The 25050-nt window shown below is 63.9% G+C and carries 26 protein-coding genes and 2 pseudogenes; 15 read left to right on the top strand and 13 right to left on the bottom strand.

Going from position 1 to position 25050, the window contains the following annotated elements; genetic code table 11:
• Nucleotide 1 precedes the first annotated feature (1 nt).
• Genes QM685_RS07230 through QM685_RS07215 form a run of 4 tightly spaced genes read right to left on the bottom strand, consistent with a single transcriptional unit; the run spans nt 2 to nt 4612 of the window.
• Entirely contained in the window at nt 2–853 is an 852-nt protein-coding gene (locus QM685_RS07230; protein WP_415114220.1) for an enoyl-CoA hydratase family protein, read from the bottom strand.
• Nucleotides 854–900: 47 nt separating this feature from the next.
• Nucleotides 901–1461: a MarR family winged helix-turn-helix transcriptional regulator gene (locus tag QM685_RS07225; protein ID WP_415114218.1), complete on the bottom strand. Its 561-nt coding sequence runs from the start codon at nt 1459–1461 to the stop codon at nt 901–903.
• Nucleotides 1458–2231, bottom strand: coding sequence for an SDR family NAD(P)-dependent oxidoreductase (locus QM685_RS07220; protein ID WP_415114216.1), 774 nt, complete (start codon nt 2229–2231; stop codon nt 1458–1460). Before QM685_RS07220 ends, QM685_RS07225 begins: the two co-directional genes overlap by 4 nt.
• Nucleotides 2228–4612, bottom strand: coding sequence for a bifunctional salicylyl-CoA 5-hydroxylase/oxidoreductase (locus QM685_RS07215; RefSeq protein ID WP_415114214.1), 2385 nt, complete (start codon nt 4610–4612; stop codon nt 2228–2230). The genes QM685_RS07220 and QM685_RS07215 overlap by 4 nt, the downstream gene beginning before the upstream one ends.
• A gap of 226 nt (nt 4613–4838) precedes the next feature.
• On the opposite strand from QM685_RS07215, the gene QM685_RS07210 reads away from it, so the two are divergent.
• Complete coding sequence (locus QM685_RS07210; RefSeq protein ID WP_415114212.1) at nt 4839–5111, top strand: hypothetical protein; 273 nt, start codon at nt 4839–4841, stop codon at nt 5109–5111.
• Between the two features lie 113 nt (nt 5112–5224).
• Here QM685_RS07210 and QM685_RS07205 read toward each other — a convergent pair whose 3' ends face one another.
• Complete coding sequence (locus tag QM685_RS07205; RefSeq protein WP_415114210.1) at nt 5225–6535, bottom strand: RNA polymerase sigma factor; 1311 nt, start codon at nt 6533–6535, stop codon at nt 5225–5227.
• Nucleotides 6532–6903: a YciI family protein gene (locus QM685_RS07200; RefSeq protein WP_415114208.1), complete on the bottom strand. Its 372-nt coding sequence runs from the start codon at nt 6901–6903 to the stop codon at nt 6532–6534. The genes QM685_RS07205 and QM685_RS07200 overlap by 4 nt, the downstream gene beginning before the upstream one ends.
• Before the next feature lie 460 nt (nt 6904–7363).
• Here QM685_RS07200 and QM685_RS07195 point away from each other — a divergent pair, with 460 nt between their 5' ends.
• The 3 genes from QM685_RS07195 to QM685_RS07185 all read left to right on the top strand — a co-directional run bounded on the left by QM685_RS07195 (nt 7364) and on the right by QM685_RS07185 (nt 9918).
• Nucleotides 7364–8221 (top strand): helix-turn-helix domain-containing protein, encoded by an 858-nt coding sequence (locus tag QM685_RS07195; RefSeq protein WP_415114206.1) that lies wholly within the window; start codon nt 7364–7366, stop codon nt 8219–8221.
• A gap of 44 nt (nt 8222–8265) precedes the next feature.
• Nucleotides 8266–8673: a DUF2000 family protein gene (locus QM685_RS07190; RefSeq protein WP_415114204.1), complete on the top strand. Its 408-nt coding sequence runs from the start codon at nt 8266–8268 to the stop codon at nt 8671–8673.
• 102 nt (nt 8674–8775) lie between these two features.
• Nucleotides 8776–9918: a serine hydrolase domain-containing protein gene (locus tag QM685_RS07185; RefSeq protein ID WP_415114202.1), complete on the top strand. Its 1143-nt coding sequence runs from the start codon at nt 8776–8778 to the stop codon at nt 9916–9918.
• Nucleotides 9919–9953: 35 nt separating this feature from the next.
• Here QM685_RS07185 and QM685_RS07180 read toward each other — a convergent pair whose 3' ends face one another.
• The 3 genes from QM685_RS07180 to QM685_RS07170 form a co-directional block, all read right to left on the bottom strand.
• The gene (locus QM685_RS07180) at nt 9954–10202 is read right to left on the bottom strand and encodes a hypothetical protein (RefSeq protein ID WP_415114200.1); all 249 of its coding nucleotides are present in this window, start codon (nt 10200–10202) and stop codon (nt 9954–9956) included.
• A gap of 133 nt (nt 10203–10335) precedes the next feature.
• A complete protein-coding gene (locus tag QM685_RS07175; protein WP_415114198.1) occupies nt 10336–11082 on the bottom strand; it encodes a hypothetical protein in 747 nt (248 codons plus the stop codon).
• On the bottom strand, nt 11075–11473 hold the full coding sequence (locus tag QM685_RS07170) for a hypothetical protein (protein WP_415114196.1): 399 nt from the start codon (nt 11471–11473) through the stop codon (nt 11075–11077). Before QM685_RS07170 ends, QM685_RS07175 begins: the two co-directional genes overlap by 8 nt.
• A gap of 388 nt (nt 11474–11861) precedes the next feature.
• Between QM685_RS07170 and dctP the strand changes: the two genes are divergently transcribed.
• The 6 genes from dctP (at nt 11862) to QM685_RS07140 (ending at nt 17581) form a co-directional block, all read left to right on the top strand.
• Nucleotides 11862–12863 (top strand): TRAP transporter substrate-binding protein DctP, encoded by a 1002-nt coding sequence (gene dctP / locus QM685_RS07165; protein WP_415114194.1) that lies wholly within the window; start codon nt 11862–11864, stop codon nt 12861–12863.
• A gap of 39 nt (nt 12864–12902) precedes the next feature.
• Entirely contained in the window at nt 12903–13814 is a 912-nt protein-coding gene (locus QM685_RS07160) for an SMP-30/gluconolactonase/LRE family protein (protein WP_415114192.1), read from the top strand.
• 43 nt (nt 13815–13857) lie between these two features.
• Entirely contained in the window at nt 13858–15222 is a 1365-nt protein-coding gene (locus tag QM685_RS07155) for an acyclic terpene utilization AtuA family protein (protein ID WP_415114190.1), read from the top strand.
• A 2-nt stretch (nt 15223–15224) separates the two neighbouring features.
• Nucleotides 15225–15539 carry a DUF4387 domain-containing protein gene (locus QM685_RS07150; RefSeq protein WP_415114188.1) on the top strand — a complete coding sequence of 105 codons (315 nt, stop codon included), beginning with the start codon at nt 15225–15227 and terminating at the stop codon, nt 15537–15539.
• 131 nt (nt 15540–15670) lie between these two features.
• The gene (locus QM685_RS07145; RefSeq protein ID WP_415114186.1) at nt 15671–16282 is read left to right on the top strand and encodes a TRAP transporter small permease; all 612 of its coding nucleotides are present in this window, start codon (nt 15671–15673) and stop codon (nt 16280–16282) included.
• A gap of 3 nt (nt 16283–16285) precedes the next feature.
• Nucleotides 16286–17581, top strand: a complete 1296-nt coding sequence (locus QM685_RS07140; RefSeq protein ID WP_415114184.1) for a TRAP transporter large permease — start codon at nt 16286–16288, stop codon at nt 17579–17581.
• A gap of 61 nt (nt 17582–17642) precedes the next feature.
• On the opposite strand, the gene QM685_RS07135 is transcribed toward QM685_RS07140, so the two are convergent.
• The 3 genes and pseudogenes from QM685_RS07135 to QM685_RS07125 form a co-directional block, all read right to left on the bottom strand.
• On the bottom strand, nt 17643–18275 hold the full coding sequence (locus QM685_RS07135; RefSeq protein WP_415114711.1) for a LysR substrate-binding domain-containing protein: 633 nt from the start codon (nt 18273–18275) through the stop codon (nt 17643–17645).
• A 153-nt stretch (nt 18276–18428) separates the two neighbouring features.
• Nucleotides 18429–18563, bottom strand: a pseudogene (locus QM685_RS07130) (helix-turn-helix domain-containing protein); the annotation flags it as partial.
• A 104-nt stretch (nt 18564–18667) separates the two neighbouring features.
• Nucleotides 18668–19282, bottom strand: a complete 615-nt coding sequence (locus QM685_RS07125; protein WP_415114181.1) for a TetR/AcrR family transcriptional regulator — start codon at nt 19280–19282, stop codon at nt 18668–18670.
• An 82-nt stretch (nt 19283–19364) separates the two neighbouring features.
• On the opposite strand from QM685_RS07125, the gene QM685_RS07120 reads away from it, so the two are divergent.
• Nucleotides 19365–20480 (top strand): MBL fold metallo-hydrolase, encoded by a 1116-nt coding sequence (locus QM685_RS07120; protein ID WP_415114179.1) that lies wholly within the window; start codon nt 19365–19367, stop codon nt 20478–20480.
• A 23-nt stretch (nt 20481–20503) separates the two neighbouring features.
• Here QM685_RS07120 and QM685_RS07115 read toward each other — a convergent pair whose 3' ends face one another.
• Nucleotides 20504–21385, bottom strand: coding sequence for a LysR family transcriptional regulator (locus tag QM685_RS07115; RefSeq protein WP_415114177.1), 882 nt, complete (start codon nt 21383–21385; stop codon nt 20504–20506).
• A 403-nt stretch (nt 21386–21788) separates the two neighbouring features.
• Here QM685_RS07115 and QM685_RS07110 point away from each other — a divergent pair, with 403 nt between their 5' ends.
• From QM685_RS07110 to QM685_RS07095, 4 genes and pseudogenes are all read left to right on the top strand, one after another.
• Complete coding sequence (locus QM685_RS07110) at nt 21789–22007, top strand: DUF3311 domain-containing protein (RefSeq protein WP_415114175.1); 219 nt, start codon at nt 21789–21791, stop codon at nt 22005–22007.
• Nucleotides 22004–23482: a sodium:solute symporter family protein gene (locus QM685_RS07105; protein WP_415114173.1), complete on the top strand. Its 1479-nt coding sequence runs from the start codon at nt 22004–22006 to the stop codon at nt 23480–23482. Before QM685_RS07110 ends, QM685_RS07105 begins: the two co-directional genes overlap by 4 nt.
• Complete coding sequence (locus QM685_RS07100) at nt 23479–24684, top strand: amidohydrolase family protein (protein ID WP_415114171.1); 1206 nt, start codon at nt 23479–23481, stop codon at nt 24682–24684. The genes QM685_RS07105 and QM685_RS07100 overlap by 4 nt, the downstream gene beginning before the upstream one ends.
• A pseudogene (locus QM685_RS07095) lies at nt 24684–24851 on the top strand (hypothetical protein); the annotation flags it as partial. The gene QM685_RS07100 and the pseudogene QM685_RS07095, both read left to right, overlap by 1 nt.
• Nucleotides 24852–25050: the final 199 nt, after the last annotated feature.

The following is a 25050-nucleotide window of genomic DNA, read 5'->3' as shown; positions in this document are numbered from 1 at the left end:
CTCAGTCTCCTTCGAACACCGGGCGCGTCTTCGCCGCGAACGCGTTGTAGGCGCGCTCGAAATCGCGCGTGCCCATGCAGATCGCCTGCGCCTGCGCTTCCGATTCGATCGCTTCGTCGATACTCATGCTCCATTCCTGGTGCAGCATCTTCTTCGTCATGCCGTGCGCGAAGGTCGGACCGGATGCCAGGTCGGCAGCGAGCTTCCGTGCTTCGTCGAGCAGCGCGGTCGGTTCGCACAGGCGGTTGTAGAAGCCCCATGCGTGGCCTTCGTCGCCGCTGGCCGAGCGGCCGGTGAACAGCAGTTCGGCGGCGCGCCCCTGGCCGATGATGCGCGGCAGCATCGCGCAGGCGCCCATATCGCAGCCGGCGAGACCGACGCGTGTGAACAGGAACGCGAGCTTGCTGCGCGCGGTGGCAATGCGCAGGTCGGAGGCCATTGCGAGAATCGCGCCCGCGCCGGCGCAGACGCCGTCGACGGCCGCGATGATCGGCTGCGGGCAATGGCGCATCGCCTTGACGAGGTCGCCGGTCATGCGCGTGAACAGCAGCAGTTCCGGCATCGGCAGATCGATCAGCGGCGCGATGATGTCGTGCACGTCGCCACCGGAGCAGAAGTTTTCGCCGGCGCCGTGCAGCACGACCGTTTTCACGTCGGTCGCGTACGCGAGGTCGCGGAACAGGTCGCGCAGTTCCGCATACGATTCGAAGGTCAGCGGGTTCTTGCGCTCCGGGCGGTTCAGCGTGATCGTCGCGACCTTGCCGGTCACCGACCAGCCGAAGTGCTTCGCCTCGTAGCCGGCGAGCGTCAGGCGGTTGCCGGCCAGCAGTGCGTCGGCGTTGGATCGTGTCATGGGTGTCTCCAGCGGTTCCGAATGGTTCGGCGTGGTTCGGTACGAGGTCAGCCTTTCAGACTGTCGAGCAGATGCTGCTTGAGCTTGCCGAGCTGCTGATGCGTCTGCATTTTTTCGTCGAGGCTCAGGCCGCCGAACATCTCGACGACCCATTGCTCGTGCGCGACCGCCATCCTGTCGAACGCCTTGCGCCCGGCCGGCGTCAGGCACACGCTGATCGAGCGACGGTCGTTCGGATCGGTGTCGCGCGCGACGAGCCCTTCCTTTTCGAGCTGGTCCGTAATGCCGGTGACGTTGCCGCCCGTCACCATCAGACGGCGCGACAGCTCGGTCATCTTCAGGCCTTCGGGATGGCGCTCGAGTTGCGCCATCAGATCGAAACGCGGCAATGTGATGTCGAATTCGTTGCGCAGACGCTTGCGCAACTCGGCCTGCACGAGATTGGTGGTGGTCAGCATACGCAGCCACAAACGCAGACCCATGTGACTGTCCGCGCCAGTACTCATTTCGAGGTCCACGACGTTCTCCGCGGGTTGGGCGACGCCTTTGCGCGGCGGCTTCGCTGTGCCGGCCGCCGTCGATTTCCGGATTGGGGTCGATTTGCTCACATTACTTCTCCGCCCGAGATGGAAATGGATTGCCCCGTGATCGCATCCGAGCCGGGGCGGCATAGCCAGAGCACCGCGTTCGCGACCTGTTCCGGACTCACGAAGCGGCGCTGCGGATTCGAACGCAGCAGCGTTTCGCGCGCCTGTTGTTCGGTACGCGAGGTCTTGCTGGTGATCTGTTCGAGCGATGCGTGCAGCAGCTCGGTTTCGGTGTAGCCGGGGCACACCGCGTTGACCGTGATGCCTTTGGTCGCGGTTTCGAGCGCGAGCGAACGGGTGAGACCGATCACGCCATGCTTCGCGGCGCAGTACGCGGCGACGTACGCATAGCCGATCTGGCCGGCCGTGCTCGCCACGTTGACGATGCGCCCGTGGCCGCGTTCGAGCATGCCGGGCAGCACCGCGCGCGTGCCGAGAAACACGCCGGTCAGGTTCACGTCGAGCATGCGCTGCCACAGCGCCATGTCGGTGTGCGAAAACGGCGCGGCCTGTGCCTGGCCCGCGTTGTTGACGAGGATATCGACCGCGCCCGCCTCGCTGAATGCACGCGCGACCGAATCTTCCTGCGTGACGTCCACGCTGATGCACGCGACGTCGCCGAGCGCCGCGCATTGTTCGCGCTGCGCTTCGAGGCGTTGCGCGTTGCGGCCCATCAGCGTGACGCGCGCGCCCGCGCGCAGCAGCGCCTGCGCGATCGCCGCGCCGATACCGCCGCCGCCGCCGGTCACGACCGCGTGCTGTCCGGCGAGAGTGGTGTCCGATGTGTTCACACGGTTCCTTCGGCGCGTTGCGCGCGTTGTTGCGCGGTGAGACCGGCGTTCGCGATGGCCTGGGCACGCTCGCGTTCGAGGTTGCGTTCGAGCTGCATTTTCGCGGCGGTGTAGGGCTTCGGCCAGGCCACGTCGAGATAGCCGATCTTCGCGGCTTCGTTGAGCGTCCACGATGGATTCGCGAGGTGCGGGCGCGCGATGGCGCACAAGTCCGCGCGGCCCGCCGCGATGATGCTGTTCACGTGATCCGCTTCCGAAATCGCGCCGACCGCGATCGTCGCGATACCGGCTTCGTTGCGCACGCGGTCGGCGAACGGCGTCTGGAACATGCGGCCGTACACGGGCTTTTCTTCCTTGCTGACCTGACCCGACGATACGTCGATCATGTCCGCGCCGGCCGCCTTGAAGGCTTGCGCGATCTTTACCGCGTCGTCCGGCGTGTTGCCGCCCTCGACCCAGTCGTGCGCGGAAATCCGCACCGAAATCGGCTTGTCTTGCGGCCACACCGCGCGAATCGCATTGAACACGCGCAATGGATAGCGCAGACGGTTTTCGAGCGAGCCGCCGTATTCGTCGGTGCGTTGATTCGTCAGGGGCGACAGGAAGCTCGACAGGAAATAGCCGTGCGCGCAGTGTAGTTCGAGCCAGTCGAAGCCCGCTTCGACCGACATACGCGTCGCGTTGACGAACTGCTCTTCGATTTCGCGCAGCTCCTCATGCGTGGCTTCGCGCGACTGCTGGCTGATGCCGTGCAGGTACTGCTGCGGCGACGCGGAAATGAGCGGCCAGTTGCCTTCGGTCAGCGGCTGATCGATGCCTTCCCACGCGACGCGCGTCGAACCTTTCGCGCCGGAGTGGCCGAGCTGGATGCCGATCTTCGCATCCGACTGATGATGGACGAGATCGACGATGCGCTTCCAAGCGGCGAGATGTTCGGGCGCGTACATGCCGGGACATCCCGGCGTGATGCGCGCTTCGGGCGACACGCAGGTCATCTCGGTCATCACGAGCGCGGCGCCGCCCATCGCGCGGGCGCCGAGGTGCATCAGATGATAGTCGCCGGCGATGCCGTCCACCGCCGAGTATTGCGCCATCGGCGACACCATCACGCGGTTTTTCAGCGTGACACCGCGCACCTTGAACGGCGTGAACATCGGCGGAATCGAATGCCTGTCGGGCGCGCGCTCGACGCCCGCGCGCCGCGCGAGCCAGTCCTCGAAACCGGACAGATACCGCGAGTCGCGCTCGCGCAGGTTCTCGTGCGAGATGCGCTGCGAGCGCGTGAGCAGCGAATACGCGAACTGTTCCGGCTCGAACGACGTATAACGGTCGACGTGTTCGAACCATTCGGTCGAATTGCGCGCGGCGTTCTGGATGCGCAGCACGTCGACGCTACGTACTTCGGTGTAGTGCTGGAGCGCGGCGGCGAGGTTGCCGGGATCCGTGCCCGGATGCGCGCTCATGCTGTTCGCGAGTTCGATCGCGTCTTCGAGCGCGAGCTTGGTGCCCGAGCCGATCGAGAAGTGCGCGGTATGCGCGGCGTCGCCCATCAGCACGATCGGGGTTTGCGTGCCGTTCGCATTGGTGCGCCAATGCACCCACTCCTTGTTGACGACGCGTGGGAAGCGGATCCACTGCGACGAACCGCGCAGATGCGCCGCGTTCGACATCAGCGCGTTGCCGTCGAGGTACTTCGCGAACAGCTTTTCGCAGAACGCGATGCTGTCTTCCTTGCTCATTTCGTCGAGACCGGCGGCGCGCCACACGCGCTCCGGCGTTTCGACGATGAACGTCGAGGTCTGATCGTCGAAACGGTATGCGTGGGCCTGGAACCAGCCGAATTCGGTTTCCTCGAATGCGAACGTGAACGCGTCGAACAGCTTCTTCGTGCCGAGCCACACGAAGCGGCAGTCGCGCACGTCGATGTCCGGCTGATAGGTGTGCGCGTATTTTTGCCGGATCACGCTGTTCAGGCCGTCGCTCGCGATGATCAGGTCGGCGTCGTACGTGCTGTCGTCCACGACCTGGGTTTCGAATACGAGCTTGACACCGAGTTCTTCGCAGCGCGCTTGCAGGATATTCAGCAGGCGTTTACGTCCGATGCCGCAGAAGCCGTGGCCCGACGAGCGGACGCTGCGGCCGCGGAAATGGATCTCGATGTCGTCCCAGTGGTTGAACGCGTCGAGAATCGCGTCGGCGCTGGGGGCATCGGCGGCGCGCAGGTTGCCGAGCGTCTGGTCGGAGAACACGACGCCCCAGCCGAAGGTGTCGTAGGGGCGGTTGCGCTCGATCACCGTGACTTCGTAGCCGGGATTGCGTTTCTTCATCAACAGACCGAAGTACAAGCCGGCCGGACCGCCACCGATACAGACTATGCGCATGCTGGTTCCCCAAAAATGAACTCTGCCGTGCGATTAATTTAGGTTTAGATAATTTAGATGTCAAGTAAATTTTTGGGAAACGCCGGTGAGACGGGGCTGGGGTTGTTGCCTTGGCTAAAGAGGCTTGCTTTGATTAAAAACACCCGTTGGCGATCACTTCGGAACGCCGGTTCGCGGAACGCCTCACTTGCGCTAGACTGGCTCGAGCAATCAGAAGGAGACCTGGATGATACGCAAGACGCTCAATGCTTCGCAGCTACAGCAGGAGGTCAATCGGCGGATCCATCGACTGCGGGAAATCGTCGATGATGGCGTGAAGATTCGTGTGCCGCGGCCGCAGTTGCAGGAGGCTGACAAGACAGGCTGCAACTGGAACATGACTCACTTCGGCAACGCGGCCGGCTTCGAGCGCGACATCGAGAGCGTGCTCAAGACCATGCGTGCGGAATACAACCTCAATACCGAAGTGAAAGACATCGGCAATCCGTTCGGGGACTAGCCGCGAAAGATATCGATTCCTTGTTCGTTTTTGGCGTGGGCGCTAATGGTGCGCTTACCTCAAATGGTCTGCCTTGCGACGCCCCTACCATTGGGACGGGGCGCAATGGCTGATTACGAGTCATCACTCGTCGGCGATGCCGGAGAAGCAGTGACAAAAGTGCCCGCCGCCGACAGCTCCATGCGCCTGCGTTGCAGGAACCGGCGCACGGCCGGATCGCGCGCGAGGCCGATCGCGAGATCGTATGCGCCGAGCGCTTCGGCCGTCGCGCCGGCGCGCGCGAGCAGATCGGCGCGCGCGGCCCAGTACGGCTGGTAATCGGCGAGCCGCGGATCGTCCGCATACGGTTCGAGCGCGGCGAGCGCCGCCCGCGGGCCATCCCGTTCCGCCAGTGCGAGCGCGCGGTTGACCGCGACCACCGGCGACGCCGCAATCGCGAGCAACGCATCGTAAAGCTGCACGATTTCGCCCCAGTTCGGACGACGCGTCCGGCAGCGGTGCACGTGCGCCGACTGCAGCGCGGCTTCGAGCTGAAAGCGCCCGATCGCGTTGAATGCGCTCGCGCGCCGCAGCAGTGCGTCGGCTGCGTCGATCATCGGCGTGTTCCATGTCGCGGGATCCTGAGCCGACAGCGGCACGTAGTCGCCGGCCGCATCGCGTCGCGCGTCACGACGCGCCTGCGCGTACAGCATCAGCGCGAGCAGACCCAGCGTCTCCGGCTCTCCGGGCAGCAATTCGGCCAGCAACTGCGCGAGAAACAGCGCCTCGCCGGCGAGATCGCGCCGCTCGGTATCGCTGCCGACCGGGTCGGTCCACCCTTCCGCGTACACCGCATAGACTGCTTCGAGCACCGCGGCGAGCCGCTCGGGCAACTCCTCGCGCTCGGGCACCTCGAACGGAATGCCCGCTTCGCGGATCTTGTTCTTCGCGCGCACGAGGCGCTTGCTCATCGCGGCGGGCGACATCAGGAACGCGGACGCGATCGTCTTCGCTTCGAGTCCCAGCACCACCTGCAGCATCAGCGGCGTGCGGATCGCGGGTTCGAGCGCGGGGTGTGTGCACGCGAACAGCAGCGCAAGCCGCTGGTCGGGCAACGCGCCGGCTTCGCGCTCGTCGATTTCGTCGGCGAGGATCGCGAGCTGGTTCGCGACTTCGTCGCCGACCCGGCGATGACGCGCGCCGTCGATCGCCCGGCGGCGCGCAACCGTCATCAGCCACGCTTCGGGATTGGCCGGGCAGCCGCGCGCCGGCCAGTCCGCGAGCGCGGCCGCGAACGCATCGGCCAGCGCGTCCTCGGCCGCAGCGACGTCGCGCGTGCGCATCGCCAGCAGCGCGACGAGCTTGCCGTAACTGCGGCGAGCGACCGCCTCGGCAACCGCATGCGCGGCGCCGTCGACGTCACGGCCGCCGCCGCGCGAACTCATGCGGTATATCGCGCGTCGGGGGACGCCACCCAGACCGGACGCACTTCCAGGAGCCCGTGCGCTGCGCCAGGGCAGCGCGACGCCCACGTAATCGCCGCATCCAGGTTGGGCACGTCGATCAGGTAATAGCCGGCGAGCTGCTCCTTCGAATCGGAATACGGACCGTCGAGCACCTGCGGCTTGCCGTCGACGAGTCGTACCGTAGTGGCCGTGCCCGTATGCTGCAGCCGGTTCGCGCCCACCAGCGCTCCCGCTTTCCGCAACGACTCGGTGTACGCCTGATAGGCGGCGACGCCTTGCTGCCGCTCGCTGTCGCTCATCTGGTTCCAGCGGGTTTCTTCCGAATAGATCATCAACAGGTATTGCATATGAGCCTCCGTCATGGGGTTGAGGCGGGTGGATTGCATCGAGCCGCCATTTCAATGTCGCTCGGGACGCATGCCGACGGACAGGTCGCATCGAAAAAATTGCGGGCGCTCGCCGATTTCAGCGATTCCGGCGAAGATAGCTGACTTTAAACCGCCCCGGTCCAGACACCCGGAAATGCCTGCCGTATTGCACTTTTGGCGCGAGATTTGCGGGGTTCGCCGTGCGTTGAAAAACTGGACCATGACTGGAAAATCATTCAGCAGACTTTTCGACAGGGGGCAGGATGCTGCCGTCGTGGCTCGTGCGCGAGCGCGCGCAGGCGGGCATACTCGTACAGTTGCCGCGTGACGAGCCCGCTTTTCCCTACGATGCGTACGCGCTGCCTCGCGTTCATGACGTGAGCGCGATCCGCCGCCAGCGGCCCACCACCTCATTCGATGTCAGGGAGCGAAGCAAGCAATGACGAGCGTGACGATGCGCGACGGCCAGCCCGATAACTGGCTCGTCGCGCGACGCGATCCGGAGACGGGCATCGAGGGTCTGCGCGCGCATTTCAGCGGCCACGCGTACGATCCGCACGATCACGACGACATGCTGATCGGCTACACGGAGCAGGGTGTGCAACGCTTCCAGTGCCATCGCTCGCTGCATACGAGCGTGCCGGGCCGCGCGATCCTGATCGAGCCGGGCGCGCTGCACGACGGCCACGCGCCCGAGGCGGGCGGCTTCACTTACGCGATGCTGTATCTGCCGCAAGCGTGGGTCGAGCGCGCGGCGCGCCGGCTCGATCTGCCGGGCCTCGGCGGCGTCGAGGCGGCTTTCGGCCAGACGCTCGTCGACGATGACGGCCTCGTCGACGCGATCCGGCAGGCGTTTCTCGCCATTTACGACGACGAGGGGCGGCTCGCGCGCGACCAGTCTCTCGATCGTCTGCTGATGCGGCTCGGCGGCCAGTTGCGTGACGCGCCGATCATCGACGGTCTCGCCGCGCCGCCCGCGATCGTGCGCGTGCGCGGTCTGCTGCACGAGCATATGGACGGCAATCTCGGCCTCGACGAACTCTCCGATATCGCCGGCATCGACCGGTTCCAGCTCACGCGCCTGTTCCAGCGCGCGTTCGGCACGTCGCCGCACGCGTATCTGGTGCGCTTGCGCCTGCGGGCCGCGCGCAGACTGCTGGCGACCGGCCGCACGCCGGCGCAGGTCGCCGCGGAAGTCGGCTTCGCGGATCAGAGCCATCTCGGCCGCTGGTTTCGCCGCGCGTACCGGATGACGCCGGCAGCATACCGGCGCATGTGTACAAACGTTCCAGACTGAACGCGGCGGTTCGCCGATCATGATGCGCTCAACGAGGAGCCATCATGTTCGATACCAAAGTGGCGCTGATCGTGCGCGACGATCTCGCGGTCTGGCAAAAGCTCAATGTGGTCGCGTTTCTCGCGACCGGCATCGCGGCGGAAGCGCCCGAAGCGCTCGGCGAGCATTACGAGGATGCCGCCGGGCATCGCTACGGCCGCATGCTCGGCCAGCCGATGATGGTGTATGCCGCGGATCTGTCCGGCCTGCAAGGCGCGCATCGACAGGCGCTGTCGCGCGAACTGACGATCGTGCCTTACGTGCACGCGATGTTTTCGACCGGGCACGACGCGGCGAATCGCGAGGTCTTTCGTGCCGAAGACGCGGCGAATCTCAACCTCGTGGGCCTCGCGCTGCACGGACCCAGAAAGGCCGTCGACAAGGCGGTGAAGGGATTGGCGTTGCATGGGTGAGTGAGGGGGCTGGCGCGTGACTTCGCGAATTGCATGCATTTCTCTACCCGATGGCGGCGCACATGGTTAACCTATGCGCAATCTGTCATGTGGAGCGAGGCAATGGAAAACCACATTACCGGCTCCTTCCGGTGCATGGCTTTGGCAATCACGCTTGCGGCGACGTGCAGCGGCTGCTCGACGGACGGCCCGCGGGCAGCCGCGCCCGACACATATAGCCCACAGTCGCCGTTTCCCGGCACTGAATGGTCGGTGGCCGCGCCTGCCACGCAGGGTTTCTCGCAGCAGGGCATCGATGCGGCGATCGCGTACGCCAAACAGAGCGGGGCGACGTCCGGCATGATCGTCCATAACGGACTGGTCGTGGGCGAGTGGGGAGACGTGGCGAGGAAATCGAACCTCTATTCGGCGCGCAAGAGCCTGCTGAGCGCACTGATCGGGATTGCGGTCGCGCGCGGACAGATGCACCTCGACGACACGCTCGCGCAACTCGGTATCGACGACAACGAGCCGTCGCTGTCGCCGACCGAGAAGCAGGCCACGATCCGGATGATGCTGGAGGCCCGCTCGGGCGTCTACCATCCGGCCGTCTACGAGACCGCCGCGATGCAGGCAGCCAAACCGCCGCGCTATAGCCATTCGCCGGGTACGTTCTGGTATTACAACAACTGGGACTTCAACACTGTCGGCGCGATCTACGAAAAGGCTACCGGCGAGGCGATCTTCACGGCGCTGAAGATGGACATCGCCGACCCCATCGATATGCAGGATTACCAGCCTTCGGACGGACACTACGTGTCGGGCGGCCCAGCCACGCGCTATCCCGCGTACCTGATCGATATGAGCACACGGGATCTTGCCCGGTTCGCGCTGTTGTATCTGCATGACGGCAACTGGCGCGGCCGCCAGGTCGTGCCGGCCGGCTGGGTCGCCGAATCGACGCGGCCGTACTCCGATACGTCCACGGGTGGGTATGGCTACATGTGGTGGACCAGCGCGCCGGCCGTGGGACCTCGTGGCGCCAATGCGGCGTTGTTACGGCCCGCCTACTGGGCCGATGGTCACCTCGGCCAGTACGCGGTCATCGTGCCGTCACTGGATCTGGTGGTGGTGACCCGGGTCGATTCGCAATTGACCTCGAAGCGGATCGGGCAACTCAAGATGGAGAAGCTGGTCTGGCTGGTCGAGTCCGCGGGAAACGCGAGCGGCATCGGTCCTGAACCCGGGAAGAAGCCGCCGGCGTGACAGCGGTGAGTCGGCTCGTTCAGGCTGCTGTCAGACTAGCGATAGTTGACGAAGTTGATGATGTCGTTGAGGAACCACGGCAGGATAAGTTGCGTGTCGGAATAGCTGGTGCCGACTGTGAGTCTCGGTGGTCTTGACGCGTAATTGGCGGGTGGTGCGCCGTAGGGAGCGTGCAGCATGTAGGCGTTCGTGTCGTCCACCGTCTGAGGATTCGCCGGCGACGAAGTCGAAGCGCAGCCGGCAGTGAAAATGGCGAGCACTGCTGCGAAGCAGAGGGACTTCATGAGGGGTGAACTCCGGCGACGTTTTCAACATTATGGCCGAACTCAGTCGAATACCGGGGAACGAACCGCAGCCGCTATTACAACTCCACCACCGCGACCCCCACATCCATCCGATCTGAAGCGCTCGCGCGATTTACGGCAGAGGGAATTGATCCGGCTTCACGCGCAAACGCTGCTTCACTTCAGGGTGATACATCGAGAGTATGCCGAGCGCACAGGCCCCGAGGCGGTTGGCGACATTCTCTGTCAGTTCACCGCCTGGAATGGCGTCAAGCCGCCAGGGCGCGACGAGGGCGTTCTCGCGCAGTTCCGCCAGATCTGAATCTTTGAGCGAGCACATTTCGAATTGTTGAAGTTCCTCGTTGAACGAGATAACGAAAGAGTGTGGTGCTGGAATAACCTGGAATGATTCCGGAGCGATTGCCCCACCTTCGATCACCAGATGCGCTGCATCCACTCCAGGCGCGAAGAAGCGCCAGTCCTCGTCATCTTGAACACCGTCAGGGATCACGACAAGGCTATACCCTCGCGAGAACGAAACATCCACGCCGCCCGCATCGTCCGCTGATACTGCCTCGACCTTGGTAGGCCCTTGTCCAATGAGCATTTCATGCAAGCGCCTGGCTGAGTCGTGCGCCTTTTCATCGGTACCACGCAGATCATCGCGGGTCGCAATAGTCTCGCCCTCCCGCTCGAGCTTCCAGGCACATTGCACGTGAAGCGCCCACGCCCCGCCCTCACGATCCCTGCCCCTGAGCGTGTACCGCCTTTGCGGGCCAAACTGCATGGTGAGCATGTCTCCCGCGTGGCTGACCCAGCTCGTATCGAGCCCGATGAGCGCGGAAAGCCGCGTCGTAATTTCTGTCCTGGTATCAGTCACTACCGCCTCCAAACAAATCCTGCCCACGCTTCAGCATCTCGTGATAGCCGAGCCCCTGCTTGCTTATATCGTCGTGAAGCTGCCTCGCCTGATCCTGATTGAGTCTCAACGCCTTTACGACGGCCTTGAACTGCTTGTTTTGCGCGTGATTGTTGCGGGGAGTTCCCTCACTGCCCGCCAGATCTACCACGTCACCACTCACCGCATCCGGTGCATACTCGAACGCTTGCGCATTACTGAGGTTCTGCGGCACGCGTGGGCTGTTGCCATATTGCGAGCTTGGTATGTCCGCGTCGGCTGGTTGCTGCGCGCGCCCGTTTTCTGTTGCTCCATTGGACTCATCATGAAATTTCTGGCGATACCCGGAGAATTGACCATCGAAGCGGATCACGGTCAACCGCTTTAAATTGGGATAAGGCCGTTTTGACAAAACATGACGATTGTTTCGGGCATCTCGTTTTTATTGCATATTCCTGCTTACGCAGGATGATTAAGAAAAGCGGCATTGAGCGGTAATGCCGTTCAGTTAAGGTCTCTTTTGAGGACTCGAACGGTATAACGAAATGGTCTGGATTTAACGGCCCGAGCGAGGTGCGTCCCAGGCCGTTTCTCCAGCGCTGTCCCGCGCCGCACTACCGCGCCTGCCGTGGACCATATCCTCCACGGCCATCTCGTGAGGCGATGGCTTCATCACCAATGGTCAACAGCGCCGGCGCGTAATATGTCTATGCTCTCTTCACGAATCGTCGATGCAGGCGATCGATCGTACGGAGGAGACAATGAAACGGGCGTATCAAGCGCTTTGGCTCGTCGCGTTCATCGTGGTTGCAGGTTCGGCAAACCGGTCCGCCATCGCCGCGCCGGCGAACTGGCGTTGCTATACCTATCTGCCGTCATCGACTGATCCTGCTTTCCAGGCGCTTTCCAGACTCGCCCGCGACATCGAATCCGCCACTGATGGCGCGGTGCATATCACCTGTAATGTCGGCGGCTCGCTGCCGATCAAATCGAGCACGATTCCAACCGCGATCCGTGACAACGTTTTGCAGTTCGGCCTCACTGATTCCGGCTCTTACACCGGCTTCGTTCCGATCGCCGGCCTGCTCTCGCTTCCCGGTCTCTACCAGAACGATGCCGCGCTCGAACGCGGTATTGCGCTACTCCGACCCACGCTCGACAAGCAGTTCGCCGCGAAGAACGTGAAATTGCTCGGTGTCGCGTACTACCCGCCGCAGGTGTTGTGGAGCACGCAGAAGCTGACCTCGCTCGCCGATCTCAAAGGCCAGAAAATCCGCGTGACGACCGCCGAGCAGGCCGAATTCGCCAAGCGCGCCGGCGCGGTGCCGGTCAGCATCGATACGCCCGAGGTGCCCGCCGCGTTGCAGCGCGGCATCGTCAGCGCCGTGCTGACGTCGAGTTCCGGCGGCGGACGCCTGTGGCACGACCTTCTCAAGTCGAATCTGCGCGTCGGTGCGAACTATGTCGCGGTGATCTTCACCGCGAACCTGCAGAACTTCGAGAAGTTGCCGCCCGCCACCCAGCAGAAAGTTGCCGCGCTAAGCGACAAGGCCGCCACCGACCTGACGCAACTGCTGCGAAACAACGAAGCGTCACTGACGGCCGGCTTCCAGAAGGAAGGCATGACCGTCACGCCGGGCAGCGATGCCGACGCCAGATCGATCACGTCGATGATGCGGCCGTACTGGAGCGATTGGGCGAAATCGCGTGGCCCGGAAGCTGAAGCGCAATTGCAGCAATTGCGCAGCGCGCTCGGCGAATGATTCCCGGATTTTCTTTCTGATCGTTCTGGAGACACTCACATGTACGCAGCGCCGCCGCTTCTGGAAACTCACGTGTTCGCGAAGGTACCGGTCGATCTCGAAGTCCGCGACCGCTCATCCGACTGGCTCGCCGGCCGTCATCACGGCCGTCCGACGTCATTTCTCGAAGGTCCGTCGTTTGACCGTGAAGGCAATCTGTACGTCACCGATATTCCGTATGGCCGGGTGCTGCGCATTTCGCCGGCAGGCAGATTCGAGGTCGTCACCGAATACGATGGCGAGCCGAACGGTCTGAAGATCCACAAGGACGGCCGCATTTTTATCGCCGATCAGAAGAACGGGATCCTCGTGCTCGAACCCGGCGATGCGAAGCCGAAGCCGTTCTTCGTGCGCGCCAATCTGGAGCGCCTGAAAGGCCCCAACGACCTGGTGTTCGCAAGCAACGGCGATCTGTATTTCACCGATCAGGGTCAGTCCGGCCATCACGATCCGACCGGCCGCCTCGTGCGCGTGCGCGCCAACGGCGAGGTCGACATCCTGCTCGACAACGTGCCGAGCCCCAACGGACTCGTTCTGAACCTCGACGAATCGATGGTGCTGCTGGCCGTCACGCGTGCAAACGCGGTCTGGCGCGTGCCTCTGGTCGGCAGCCGCGTGAGCAAGGTCGGCACCTTTATCCAGATGTCGGGCGGCGGCGGTCCGGACGGCATGGCGATCGACGAGCAGGGCAATCTGGCGGTCTGTCATGCGGGGCTCGGCAGCGTGTGGTTCTTCAGCCCGCTCGGCGAACCGCTCTACCGGATCACGTCGTGCACCGGCGGACGGATGACGACGAACCTCGCGTACGGCGGCCCGGAGCGCAAGACGCTTTTCATCACCGAATCGTCGACGGGCACCGTCATCACGGCACAGATGGATGTGCCGGGACGCGCGATGTATTCGCATCAATGATGCGGCGCGGGATTTTCATCAAGCACTTTCGGAAGGGATAGTCATGTCCAGAACGTTCAAGCTGGTGGCGGCAACAGGCATGCTCGGCTCGGGTTTTCGCGCCGAATCGATCGACAAGGCGATCGAGCTGGGCGCCGAGATGATCGGTTGCGACGCGGGCTCCACCGATTCGGGCCCGAACGGGCTCGCCCAAGGCAAGAGCCATTTTTCGGTCGCGGCGGTGCGGCGCGATGTCAGCAATATCCTCGGGCGCGCGCTGAAGGCGGGTATTCCGCTCATCATCGGCTCGGCGGGGACGTCGGGGTCGGACAAGTCGCTCGCGTCGCTGGTCGAGATCGTGCGCGAACTCGCGCGCGAGCAGGATCTGCATTTCAGGCTTGCGATCATCCACTCGGAGCTGAGCAAGGACGTCGTGCTGGAGCACGTGCGCGCGGGCCGCTCCCATCCGTTGACGCCGTCGCAGCCGCTGACCGAAGCGGAAGTCGACGAGTCGCTGCACATCGTCGCGATGATGGGTGTCGAGCCGATCCAGGAAGCGCTGAAGGCGGGCGCGCAGGTGGTGCTCGCCGGCCGCAGCAGCGACACGTCGATCTATGCGGCGCTGCCGCTGATGAAGGGCTTCGATCCGGCGGTCGTGTGGCACATGGCGAAGATCCTCGAATGCGGGGCGGCGGCGGTGGCGGTGCGCACCGCGCCGGACAGCATGATGGCCGTGCTGCACGAAGATTCCTTCGATGTCTTCCCGCTGCGCGACGACTATCGCTGCACGCAGCAAAGCGTCGCGTCGCACACGCTCTACGAGAACGCCGACCCGTTCGATCTGAAGGAGCCGTCCGGCACGCTGATCACACGCGATTCGAAATACGAAGCGATTTCCGATCGCGCGGTCAACGTATCGAATTCGCGCTTCGTGCCCGCCGACGAGTACACGATCAAGATCGAGGGGGTACGTCAGCGCGGCTATTCGACGATCATTCCCGGCGCGATCCGCGATCCGTACATCATCGGCAATCTCGATCCGTGGCTCAGGCAGCTCGACGAGAGCATCAAGGTCCGGCTGTCGAATACGATCGGCGACAAGCCCTACGAAATCGTCACGCGGGTCTACGGTCGCGACGGCGTGATGGGCGAGCTCGAACCCGATCCGACCATCAAGGGACACGAGATCATGATCCTGTGGGACGTGATCAGCGAATCGCAGGAACTGTCGCATACGATCGCCAGCAGCGTCTCGCATCTGGCGGTGCACAATCCGATTCCCAAATGGAACGGCCTGATTTCCGGCGTCGCGTATCCGTACTCGCCCAACGAGATCAATCGCGGGCCGGTGTACGAATTTCACCTGAATCATGTGCTGGTGCCGGACACGCCGACCAGCCTGTTCTCGACCGAATTCGAGGAGATCTGATCATGGCAAGAACCATCGGCGATCTGGCGGTGCTGGTGCGCTCGAAGAACGCGGGGCCGTTCTGGCTCACCTTCGACGTGATGTTCAACGACGAAGCAGTCTACCGGCGCGTGCGCGACAGCCGCGTGATCAACGCGAACGACGTCGCGCGCGCGTTCCATCGACGCGAAGACGAGGTGATCGTCGTGAATCACGACGCGGCGCTCGCGGTGAAGGTCAGCTTCCCGCGGCCGCAAAGCTCGGGATCGAAGCTCGACAACGACGTGTACGGCGGCCAGCAGTACGCGCCGCTGCTCGCGCTGGAAATCCCCGACTAGCACGACGATCGTGAATCGCGGGACCGGCGCGCATGAACGCCGGCACGACAATAACAGGAACAGCAACCATCTTTCATGGGACCGGAGTAAGCGCTAAAGCGCTCACTCCGGTCGACACAGGAGACATTCCCATGAGCCGACACGACGAGTCGGACGACGGCGTGCCCGCGGCGCGGGAGAACGTCGACGCCGAGCGCCTCGCGCTTCAGCAGACGCTGCATCATGGCCATAGTCCATACGCACCGGACGCGAAGCCCGGCCTGATCGAGAATGCCTTCATGTGGGCATGCAAGCTGATCATCGTCGCGATGATCGCGATCATCGGCACCGAGCTGGTGACGCGCAACCTGTTCCACTTCTCGTTTCAACTGTCCGACGAATTCGGCGGCTACCTGCTCGCGGCGCTCGCGTTCTTCAGCTTCTGCGTGTGCCAGTCGCGCGGCTACTTCCATCGCGTCGATTTCGTGCAGGCGCGCTTGCCCGAAGCGGGGCAGGCGCTGTCGATGGTGATCTTCGACGTGCTGTCGCTGGCGTTCGCGCTGGTGCTGTTCTGGCAGATGTTCCTGCTCGAGCGCGGTTCGTGGGAAACCGGCGAACTGGCGTCGACGATCCTGATGACGCCGCTGTGGATCCCGCAGTTCGCGCTGCCGATCGGCGCGGCGGCGCTGTGCGTGTCGGTGAGCCGCAGTCTCGTCGCGAACGTGCGCTGGTTCATCGGCGCGCTGGCCCGGCGCAGAGGCTGAGCCATGTCGCCGGAACTCCAGATCGCGCTATCGTTCGGCGCTTTTCTGCTGTTTCTCGCGTGCGGCATGTCGGTGCCGTTCGCGATCGCGGTGCCGGGCACGCTTTATCTGCTGATGCAGAGCGGTATCGACGGACTGCGCGGAATCGGGCTCGTCACGTGGGGCAGCATGGACAGCTTCACGTTGACCGCCGTGCCGCTGTTCGTGTTGATGGCTGAAATCATGCAATTCAGCGGGCTGAGCTCGCGCATCTATCGCGGCCTCTCGCGGCTCGTGTGCCGCGTGCCGGGCGGGCTCGTGCAGACCAACATCGTCGGCTGCGCGCTTTTTGCGGCGATTACGGGCTCGAGCGTCGCGACCGCTGCGTCGATCGGTGGCGTCGCGCTGCCGCAACTGCTGCGGCGCGGCTATGACCCGCGTCTGGCGGCGGGGTCGCTGGCGGCGGGCGGCACGCTGGGCATTCTGTTTCCACCCAGCGTGGCACTGATCATCTACGGAAGCCTGACCGACACGTCGATCGCCAGGCTGTTCGTTGCCGCGGTGATTCCCGGGCTGATGCTGACGCTGATGTTCATGTTGTATGTGGGCGCGTACGCGATGCTGCGGCCGGGCGCGACGCCGCCCGAGCCGCCGCTGATCTCGCTGCGCGAGTTCCGCGAGGCGCTCGTCGACGTGGTGCCGTTCGTGCTGCTGATCGGCGGCACGATGGGCAGCATGTACTTCGGCCTCGTGACGCCGGTCGAAGCGGCGACCGCCGGCTGCATCTTCGCGACTATCCTGGCGGTGCTGCTCGGCGATCTCACTTTCGACAGGCTGCTGCAGGCGCTGCGGCGCTGCGTGCTGATCGTCGGCAACCTGCTGTTCATTATCTACGCGGCGTTTATCTTCGCGTATGCGATCGATACGTCGGGCATGGGAGAGGTGCTGACGGGCTGGATCGTCGGCCTGCACCTGACGCGCGGCGAATTCTTCATCGCGCTGTTCATCCTGTACACGGCGCTCGGCTGTCTCGTCGAGAGCGTCGGCATGATCGTCATCACGGTGCCGCTGTTGCATCCGGTGCTGGCGCAATACGGCATCAGCACCGTGTGGTTCGGCGTCATTCTCGTGATGTATATCGAGCTCGGCCAGATCTCGCCGCCGATCGGCATCAACCTGTTCGTGATTCAGAGCATCTGGACCGGCGTGCTGCGCGACGTCGTGCTCGGAACGATGCCGTTCCACGTGATCATGTTCGTTTTGCTGTTGATTCTGTCGGTATGGCCGGACTTCGTGCTCTGGTTGCCGGGCCGCATGTAGCGGCTTTTGTGTAGCTTGCGCGGTTCGGGTTTCCGGCGCGGCCGCCTTGATATCGGGCGCGCTAGGACAGCAAGTCCCCCGCGCGGTCCTGCTTGCCGAGAACGTGTGCGAGCATCAGGCGCGCGGCCGTCGACAGTTCGTCCGGCTGACGGACGCACACGCGATGCTCGCGTCGCGCCCACGGTTCGAGCAGCGGCCGTACCGCGAGTCCCATCGCTTCAGCCAACAGCAGGAGCGAAGTGCTCTCGGCCACGATGCCGATGCCCACACGTTCGTTTGCGAGCTGGCACGCGAGATCGAAACCGCGCGCCCGCACGCGGATGCGCAGCGTGCGCCCGTAGATCGCCGCCTGGCGATTGAGCAGGCTGCTCAGCGCGCCATGTTCGTCATCGCCGATGACTTCGTGATCGAGCAACTGGATCAGTGTGACGCCCGGCATCGATGCGAGGACGTGATCCTTGTGCATGACCGCGATGATCTGGTCGCGAAAGCACGGTCGTACCCATAAGCCGCCGGGCGGCAGGTCCGCGGCGCAGATCCCGAGATCACCGCCGTGTTGTTCGATTGATGCGATCACGTCCGCGCTCCCGCGCTCTTCGAGATCGACATGCACGGCAGGGTAGCGTTGCACGAACTGACCCACGATCTCCGGCAGGTATCCGACGAGCGTGGTTTCGCTCGCGACGATCTTCACGTGTCCGTCGACGCCCGCGGACAGGCGGGCCAGCTCGGCGTCCAGCTCCGTGGCTTCGTGAATGAGATTGCGTGCGCGCCGCAGCACGATCGAGCCCGCGGGCGTAATTTCAACGCCACTTGCTCGCCGGGTCAAAAGGCGATGGCCAACGCGCTGTTCGACTTCGCTTATGCGCTTGCTGACCGCGGAAGGAACGATGTTCTCGCGCCGTGCAGCTCCGGCGATACTTCCTTCTTCAACAACGGCGACAAAAAGGCGCGCTGTAACGATATCGAGGAAATAAGACATGGGCGGGGTTTATCCGGTCACCAGATACCGCTGCTGGGATCGTTGAAATTATATGGCAGGTGTCTGTCCGGAGACTTCGAGCTGGTGGCTCGTATTCGTCGTATTCATGCATAGCGTGCGAGGAACATATCCGCGGCCGATTCCGCGACCTGCCTTTGCTGCTGTTCGCCGAGCGGCGCCTGGCCCATCGTCACCTGTGGCCAGAACGCAAAAGCCTTCACCAGCGCCTGCAATTGCAGCGCCGCCAGCAGCGGATCGTCGGTCTTGAGACGGCCATCCGCGGCGGCCGCCCGGACCCACACCGTCAGATCTTCCTCGCGTTCGCCGAGGCGCGCGACCATGTCCCGCGCCCGCTCCGGCGAATGGATTCCGGCGGCGATTGCCACGCGTGCAAGCGACAGAAACGACTCGTCGTTCAGTAGCCGGAGCTTGCGGCCCAGGAGATCGAGCAACTGGGCGCGCAACGGTTCGTCGGCGCGGTAGGCGGGAGCATCGCCTCCCTCGCTTGCATCCCATAGTTGATGAAGAATCGCCGCGAAAAGCGCTTCCTTGCCTGGAAAGTGGTTATAGACCGTACGTTTCGAGACGTTCGCGCGGGCGGCGATACGGTCCATGCTGGTCGCGTCGTAACCGGATGCGAGGAATTCCTCGATCGCCGCCGCGACGATAGCGACACGCTTGCGGTCAGTCAGCCGTTGATGGGTGGTACCGGAATTCATGGCTGGATTTTACACCGGGCAGTTTACTTTTCTTGAAAATAAACTACACTGCCGGGTGTACATTTTTCCGGATGACCTGTTCATGACGTCGCTTTTCACTGTTGTCAGCCGCATGCTCGGCGTGAGCGCCGCGCAACGCGGCCGGGCATTGTCCAGTCATTCGCCGCAGCATGACGGCGAGCGTTTTCGCAACGTCAGGCCACGTCCCGTGGAAGGCCTGCGCAAGATGCTCGGCATCGCGTGGAACATGCTGTTCAACAAGCCGCGCGGCACCGTGCCGACAGACGCCTTTCCCATTAATGCGCTCACACGTGAACAGCTCGATGCGGCGCCCGACCGCAGCCTCTACCGGCTCGGTCATTCGACGATGCTGCTGAAACTGCGCGGCCAGTTCTGGCTGACCGATCCCGTGTTCGCCGAGCGTGCGTCTCCGTTCCGGCATCTCGGCCCGAAGCGCTTTCATGCGCCGCCGATTGCGCTCGCCGATTTGCCGCCGCTGCGAGGCGTGATCCTGTCGCACGACCATTACGACCACCTGGACCGCGAAACCGTACTGGCGCTTGCACAGAGTACGGGGGTGTTTCTGACCCCGCTCGGCGTCGGCGACCGGCTGATCGAATGGGGCATCGACGCTGCGAAGGTGACGCAGTTCGACTGGTGGCAAGGCGTCGAAGTAGACGGCGTGCAGTTCACCGCCGCGCCCGCGCAGCATTTTTCCGGCCGTAGTCTGTTTGACGGCAACAGTACGTTATGGGCGTCGTGGGTGATCGTCGAGAATGATCTGCGGATGTTCTTCAGCGGCGACACCGGCTACTTCGACGGCTTCCGGACGATCGGCGAGCGCCTTGGGCCATTCGACGTCACGCTGATCGAAACGGGTGCGTACGACGCGCAATGGCCGTACGTTCACATGCAGCCGGAAGAGACCGTGCAGGCGCATATCGATCTGCGTGGCCGCTGGCTCGTGCCGATTCACAACGGCACTTTCGACCTCGCGATGCACCGCTGGCAGGAGCCGTTCGAAAGAGTGACGGGGCTGGCGCTCGCGCGGGGCGTCGCGCTGTCGACGCCCCGCATGGGCGAGCGGCTGGATCTGGGCGCGCCGCATCGCGGCGAATCGTGGTGGCGGCATGCCGTCGAGAACATCGCCGCGCCGAAGGCCGGATGGCGTTTGTGCTCCGGCTCCCGTTCCGGATAACCCTGCTCCGCCGGCCGGGGCCGTCAGCGACGCTGCGTCCCGAACATCCGGCCGAGCATGCGCGCGAGTTCCTTGACGACCGGATCAGCGGTCGGGCGATGCAGCAGGGCGATGTCCATCGTCTCGATGGGCGGCAGTCCGCTTTTGCTCGTCAATACGACATGTTCCGCGGTGACGGCGCGCGCGGGAAGAAGACTGATGCCGAGGCCGTCGGCGACGGCTGCCTGAATGCCGCTCAGACTCGAACTGATGAAGCTGATCCGCCAGCGGCGTCCGAGTCCTTCGATCGTGTTGATCATGTCGTCGCGGTATAACCCGCGCGGCGGAAACGCGACGAGCGGAATGGGGTCGAGGTGGATCGACGGGTTCTTCGCGCTGTCGATCCACCTCAACTGCTCGGGCCAGCATGCGACGGTTTCGCGACTGTTGCGCCGTTGCTTCACGAGAATCAGGTCGAGGTCGCCGCGATCGTAGCTGCTGGTCAGATCCCGGCTCAACCCGCTGGTCACTTCGAGCTTCACCTGCGGATGCTTGCGATTGAAGGTTGCGAGCATATGCGTGGTGGGCCCGCCGACGAAATCTTCCGGCACGCCGAGCCGGACCGTCAAACCCACCGTCGCACCCGATAGCGCTTCGATCATTTCATCGTTGAGCGCGAGCATCCGGCGCGCATAGCCAAGCAGCATTTCACCGGCATCGGTCGGACGCGCGTCGCGACTTCCACGATCGAGAAGCTTATGCCCGGCCATGTCCTCCAGCCGCCGCACTTTCTGGCTGACGGTGGACTGGGTCGAATGAAGCCGTGCGGAAGCGGCGGTGAAGGTGCCGCAATCGGCGACCATGACGATCGCTCTCAGCAGATCCAGATCGAACAGCGGTCTGCGCGTTTTTGCACTGTTTCTCATCGAACTATTCGATATTCGAATGGATTAGCCGCCTTGTACCACGCAAGGGGACGGCCGGCAATCTCGCTTCGCCCGAGGATCCACAAGCCTACGTCTTGCTTACACGGCGGAATCCCGCGCCGGGAGGCGTGCACGCGCATTTCCCCACTATTCGGATTTCAACTGGGAACCAGTGGAACATTTCATTTTTGAATGTGATGTGGTCTGGATAACATCCAGTGGCTGACGAGGCGGCATGGCAGCGTGCAGGCAAACCCGGCCACGAAGAAGGTGGCCGGACACGAACAGGAAAAAGGCGGCAAATGAGGCAACCAGTGAGGAGTCGAATGGACCGGAAGGCCGGAATCGCGTCCCGCGCAACAGGTTCGGCGTGGTTCGAGGACCGGCCACGCGTGGGGGGTATATGAAACTCCGGCTTTTCCTCGCCGCGTTGCCCTTCGTCGGCATGTATTCGGGCGGTTCGCTCGCCGCGCATCTGCCGATGCTGTTCGGGATGCCGTTCCTGCTGTCGTGGAACCTGATCTGGATGGCCGGCACGGCCGCTGTTCTCGCGCTCATCCTTCATCTCGACACCCGCGCTGAAGCGACGAACGCGGACAGCGGGACCGGAGACCCGCGATGAACGCAGCCCTGATCGTCATCATCCTGTTCGCGGGGTTCGCGCTCGGCATCGGCCTGCTTGCGCGTCGCGGCAAGAAGCTGAGTCTGGAACAGTGGGCGGTGGGCGGCCGCGGTTTCGGTTCGCTGCTCACGTTCCTGCTGATGGCCGGTGAAGCGTTCTCGACCTTCACTTTCCTCGGCGCGAGTGGCTGGACGTACAGCAAGGGCATTCCGGCGTTCTATATCCTGTCGTACGGCTGCCTCGCGTATGTGATCGGCTACTGGATGCTGCCCGCGATCTGGCGCTACGCGAAAGAGCGCAATCTCGTGTCGTTCGCCGATTACTTCGCGTCGCGCTACGACAGCCGCGGTGTCGGCGTGCTCGTGTCCGTGGTCGCCGTTCTGGCGATGGTTTCGCTGCTGATCATCCAGTTGCGCGGGCTCGGCATCATCGTGTCGGAGATGTCCTATGGCTCGATCTCGCCGTCCGTCGCGATCTGGATCGGCGCGATTCTGATGACGATGTACATGACCGTATCCGGCATTCACGGCTCGGCGAGCATCGCGGTCGTCAAGGACGTACTGATTCTCGCGCTCGCGATTTTCCTCGGTATCTATCTGCCGCTGCACTACTACGGCGGCATCGGCGAGATGTTCACGCGCATCGACGAGGTGCGCCCCGAACTGCTGCGCATGCCCGAACACGGCTTCAACCTGAGCTGGTACAACTCGACGATCCTGCTGACGTCGCTCGGCTACTACCTGTACCCGCACGGCTTCACCGCCGTCTACGTGGCCCGCGACGCGAAGGTGCTGCGCCGCAACGTGGTGATGATGCCGATCTACCAGGTTCTGATCGCGTTCCTGTTTCTCGTCGGGTTTGCCGCCACGCTGACCGTGCACGGCCTCGAAGGCGCGCAGACCGACCTCGCGCTGCTGCGGCTCGTCAAACAGACTTTCCCGTCGTGGTTCGTCGGCGTAGTCGGCGGCGCCGGACTGCTGACGGCGCTCGTGCCGGGTTCGCTGATCATGCTCAACGCGTCCACGACAATCGCGCGCAACGTCTATCGCGAAGGCTTCGCGCCGCACGCCACCGAGCAGCAGGTCGCCCGCGTCGCGCGCATCGCGCTGCCGCTATTCACGCTGGTCGTGGTCTACTTCACACTGATAGGCGGCGCAACGTTCGTTTCGCTCGCGATCTTCTCGTCGAGCCTGCTGACCCAACTGGTTCCGATGCTCGCGTCGAGCTTTCTGAAACGCCCGTTCGGCACCCGCGAGGCCGCATTCGGCGGGATTGCCGCGGGCGCCATCGTGCTTGCGCTGGCGAACTGGCGCGGCATGACGCTGTCGTCGTTGTTCCCCGGCGCGCCCGACGCGTTTCTTTCAATCAATACGGGCCTCGTCGCGCTGCTCGTGAACGCGGTAGTCTTCATCGCGATCAGCGCCGCGCAACGCGCACTGCGAGCCCGTATAGCCACTCCCGTCAAATCATCATGACATCCTCTCTCCCGTCTCTCGTCATTACCAACGTCCGCCTGTCCGGCGGGCAGCCGGTGGCCGTATCGATCGCAGCCGGCCGCATCGCGGCGCTCGGCGCGGACGTCGTGCCGCCACCCGGCGCCGTGGTGGAAGACGGCGGCGGCGCGCTGCTGCTGCCCGGTTTCGTCGAAGGGCACACACATCTCGACAAGACCAACTGGGGCCAGCGCTGGTATCGCAACGAAGTCGGCGCCACCTTGCTCGACCGGATCAACAACGAACGCCGCTGGCGTCGGGAGTCCGGTCACGACGCCGGTGCGCAGTCGCTTGCGCTGGCTCGCGCGTTCGTGCAGGCGGGCACCACGCGTCTGCGTACGCACGTCGACGTCGATACCGATGCGGGGTTGCGCTACATCGAACGCGTGCTTCAGACCCGCGAGACGATGCGCGATCTGCTCGATATGCAGATCGTTGCGTTTCCGCAATCGGGCCTGCTAGGGCGTCCGGGCACGGACGAACTGCTGGCGCGCGCGCTTGCCGACGGCGCGGACGTGCTCGGCGCGCTGGATCCGGCATTGATCGACGGCGATCCCGTTGCGTCGCTGGACGCGACGTTCGCACTGGCCGGACGCTATGGCAAGCCGATCGATATCCACCTTCACGAGCCGGGCGAAGTCGGCGCGTTCACCTTCAGACTGCTGCTCGAGCGCGTCGAGGCGCTGGGCATGCAAGGGCAGGTCGTGGTCAGCCATGCGTTCTGTCTTGGCGCGTTGCCGGAGCGCGAGCGCGATCTGCTGCTCGAACGGATCGCGCGCCTGAACGTGGCGCTTCTGACGTCCGCACCGCCGTCGCGGCCGGTTCCTCCGTTGAAGATGTGCAGGCAAAAGGGCGTGACGATTTTTGGCGGCAATGACGGTATCCGCGATACATGGTCGCCGTATGGCTCGCCCGACATGCTCGAACGCGCGATGTTGATCGGCATGCGCTACGACATGCGCCGCGACGACGAGCTGGAGATCGCATTCGATTGCGTCAGCGCGGCGGCGGCGCGCGGTTGCGGGTTCGGCGACTACGGGCTGCATGCCGGCGCGCGCGCCGATCTCGTGCTGGTCGACGCGGACACGATCGCGCATGCGGTGGCCGCGCGCCCGAAGCGCAAGCTGGTGGTGTCCAATGGACGCATCGTCGCGCGCGACGGCGAGCTGGCCGCGGCGGTCTGATGCAGCGGCCCGATGCGAGGCTAAAGCAAACAAGGAATCCGGCTATGGACAATCGTGAACGGGTCGACATTCTGGTCCGGAATGGCTGTGTAGTTACCGTCGATCCGCGGCGCCGTGTAATCGATGATGGCGCCGTCGCCGTGAAGGGCGAGCGCATCGTCGCCGTCGGCGAGACGTCCGTGCTTGCTTCGCAATACGTTGCCGATCGCGAGATCGATGCGCGCCGCAAGGCCGTGTTGCCCGGCTTTATCGATGCGCACGCGCACGCGGGACACGCGATGCTCCGAACCATCGGCGGCGCGGATGGCGATGCCTGGACGGCCGCGTGCGAGGCGATTTATACGCGCGCGTCCGACGAAACGTTCT

This window comes from Paraburkholderia sp. (genome assembly GCF_047605525.1).
In the GTDB taxonomy this organism is placed as follows: Bacteria; Pseudomonadota; Gammaproteobacteria; order Burkholderiales; family Burkholderiaceae; genus Paraburkholderia.
This window is presented reverse-complemented; position numbering and strand designations above follow the sequence as displayed.

Bases quoted from the DNA above. Each gene is read 5' to 3' on its own strand.
- QM685_RS07195 (WP_415114206.1), top strand. From the start codon at position 7,364: ATGACGAGCGTGACGATGCGCGACGGCCAGCCCGATAACTGGCTCGTC.
- QM685_RS07140 (WP_415114184.1), top strand. From the start codon at position 16,286: ATGTCGCCGGAACTCCAGATCGCGCTATCGTTCGGCGCTTTTCTGCTG.
- QM685_RS07155 (WP_415114190.1), top strand. From the start codon at position 13,858: ATGTCCAGAACGTTCAAGCTGGTGGCGGCAACAGGCATGCTCGGCTCG.
- QM685_RS07145 (WP_415114186.1), top strand. From the start codon at position 15,671: ATGAGCCGACACGACGAGTCGGACGACGGCGTGCCCGCGGCGCGGGAG.
- QM685_RS07190 (WP_415114204.1), top strand. From the start codon at position 8,266: ATGTTCGATACCAAAGTGGCGCTGATCGTGCGCGACGATCTCGCGGTC.
- QM685_RS07180 (WP_415114200.1), bottom strand. From the start codon at position 10,202: ATGAAGTCCCTCTGCTTCGCAGCAGTGCTCGCCATTTTCACTGCCGGC.
- QM685_RS07150 (WP_415114188.1), top strand. From the start codon at position 15,225: ATGGCAAGAACCATCGGCGATCTGGCGGTGCTGGTGCGCTCGAAGAAC.
- QM685_RS07110 (WP_415114175.1), top strand. From the start codon at position 21,789: ATGAAACTCCGGCTTTTCCTCGCCGCGTTGCCCTTCGTCGGCATGTAT.
- QM685_RS07210 (WP_415114212.1), top strand. From the start codon at position 4,839: ATGATACGCAAGACGCTCAATGCTTCGCAGCTACAGCAGGAGGTCAAT.
- QM685_RS07215 (WP_415114214.1), bottom strand. From the start codon at position 4,612: ATGCGCATAGTCTGTATCGGTGGCGGTCCGGCCGGCTTGTACTTCGGT.
- QM685_RS07100 (WP_415114171.1), top strand. From the start codon at position 23,479: ATGACATCCTCTCTCCCGTCTCTCGTCATTACCAACGTCCGCCTGTCC.
- QM685_RS07125 (WP_415114181.1), bottom strand. From the start codon at position 19,282: ATGAATTCCGGTACCACCCATCAACGGCTGACTGACCGCAAGCGTGTC.
- QM685_RS07160 (WP_415114192.1), top strand. From the start codon at position 12,903: ATGTACGCAGCGCCGCCGCTTCTGGAAACTCACGTGTTCGCGAAGGTA.
- QM685_RS07120 (WP_415114179.1), top strand. From the start codon at position 19,365: ATGACGTCGCTTTTCACTGTTGTCAGCCGCATGCTCGGCGTGAGCGCC.
- QM685_RS07105 (WP_415114173.1), top strand. From the start codon at position 22,004: ATGAACGCAGCCCTGATCGTCATCATCCTGTTCGCGGGGTTCGCGCTC.
- QM685_RS07115 (WP_415114177.1), bottom strand. From the start codon at position 21,385: ATGAGAAACAGTGCAAAAACGCGCAGACCGCTGTTCGATCTGGATCTG.
- dctP (WP_415114194.1), top strand. From the start codon at position 11,862: ATGAAACGGGCGTATCAAGCGCTTTGGCTCGTCGCGTTCATCGTGGTT.
- QM685_RS07205 (WP_415114210.1), bottom strand. From the start codon at position 6,535: ATGAGTTCGCGCGGCGGCGGCCGTGACGTCGACGGCGCCGCGCATGCG.
- QM685_RS07185 (WP_415114202.1), top strand. From the start codon at position 8,776: ATGGAAAACCACATTACCGGCTCCTTCCGGTGCATGGCTTTGGCAATC.
- QM685_RS07200 (WP_415114208.1), bottom strand. From the start codon at position 6,903: ATGCAATACCTGTTGATGATCTATTCGGAAGAAACCCGCTGGAACCAG.
- QM685_RS07230 (WP_415114220.1), bottom strand. From the start codon at position 853: ATGACACGATCCAACGCCGACGCACTGCTGGCCGGCAACCGCCTGACG.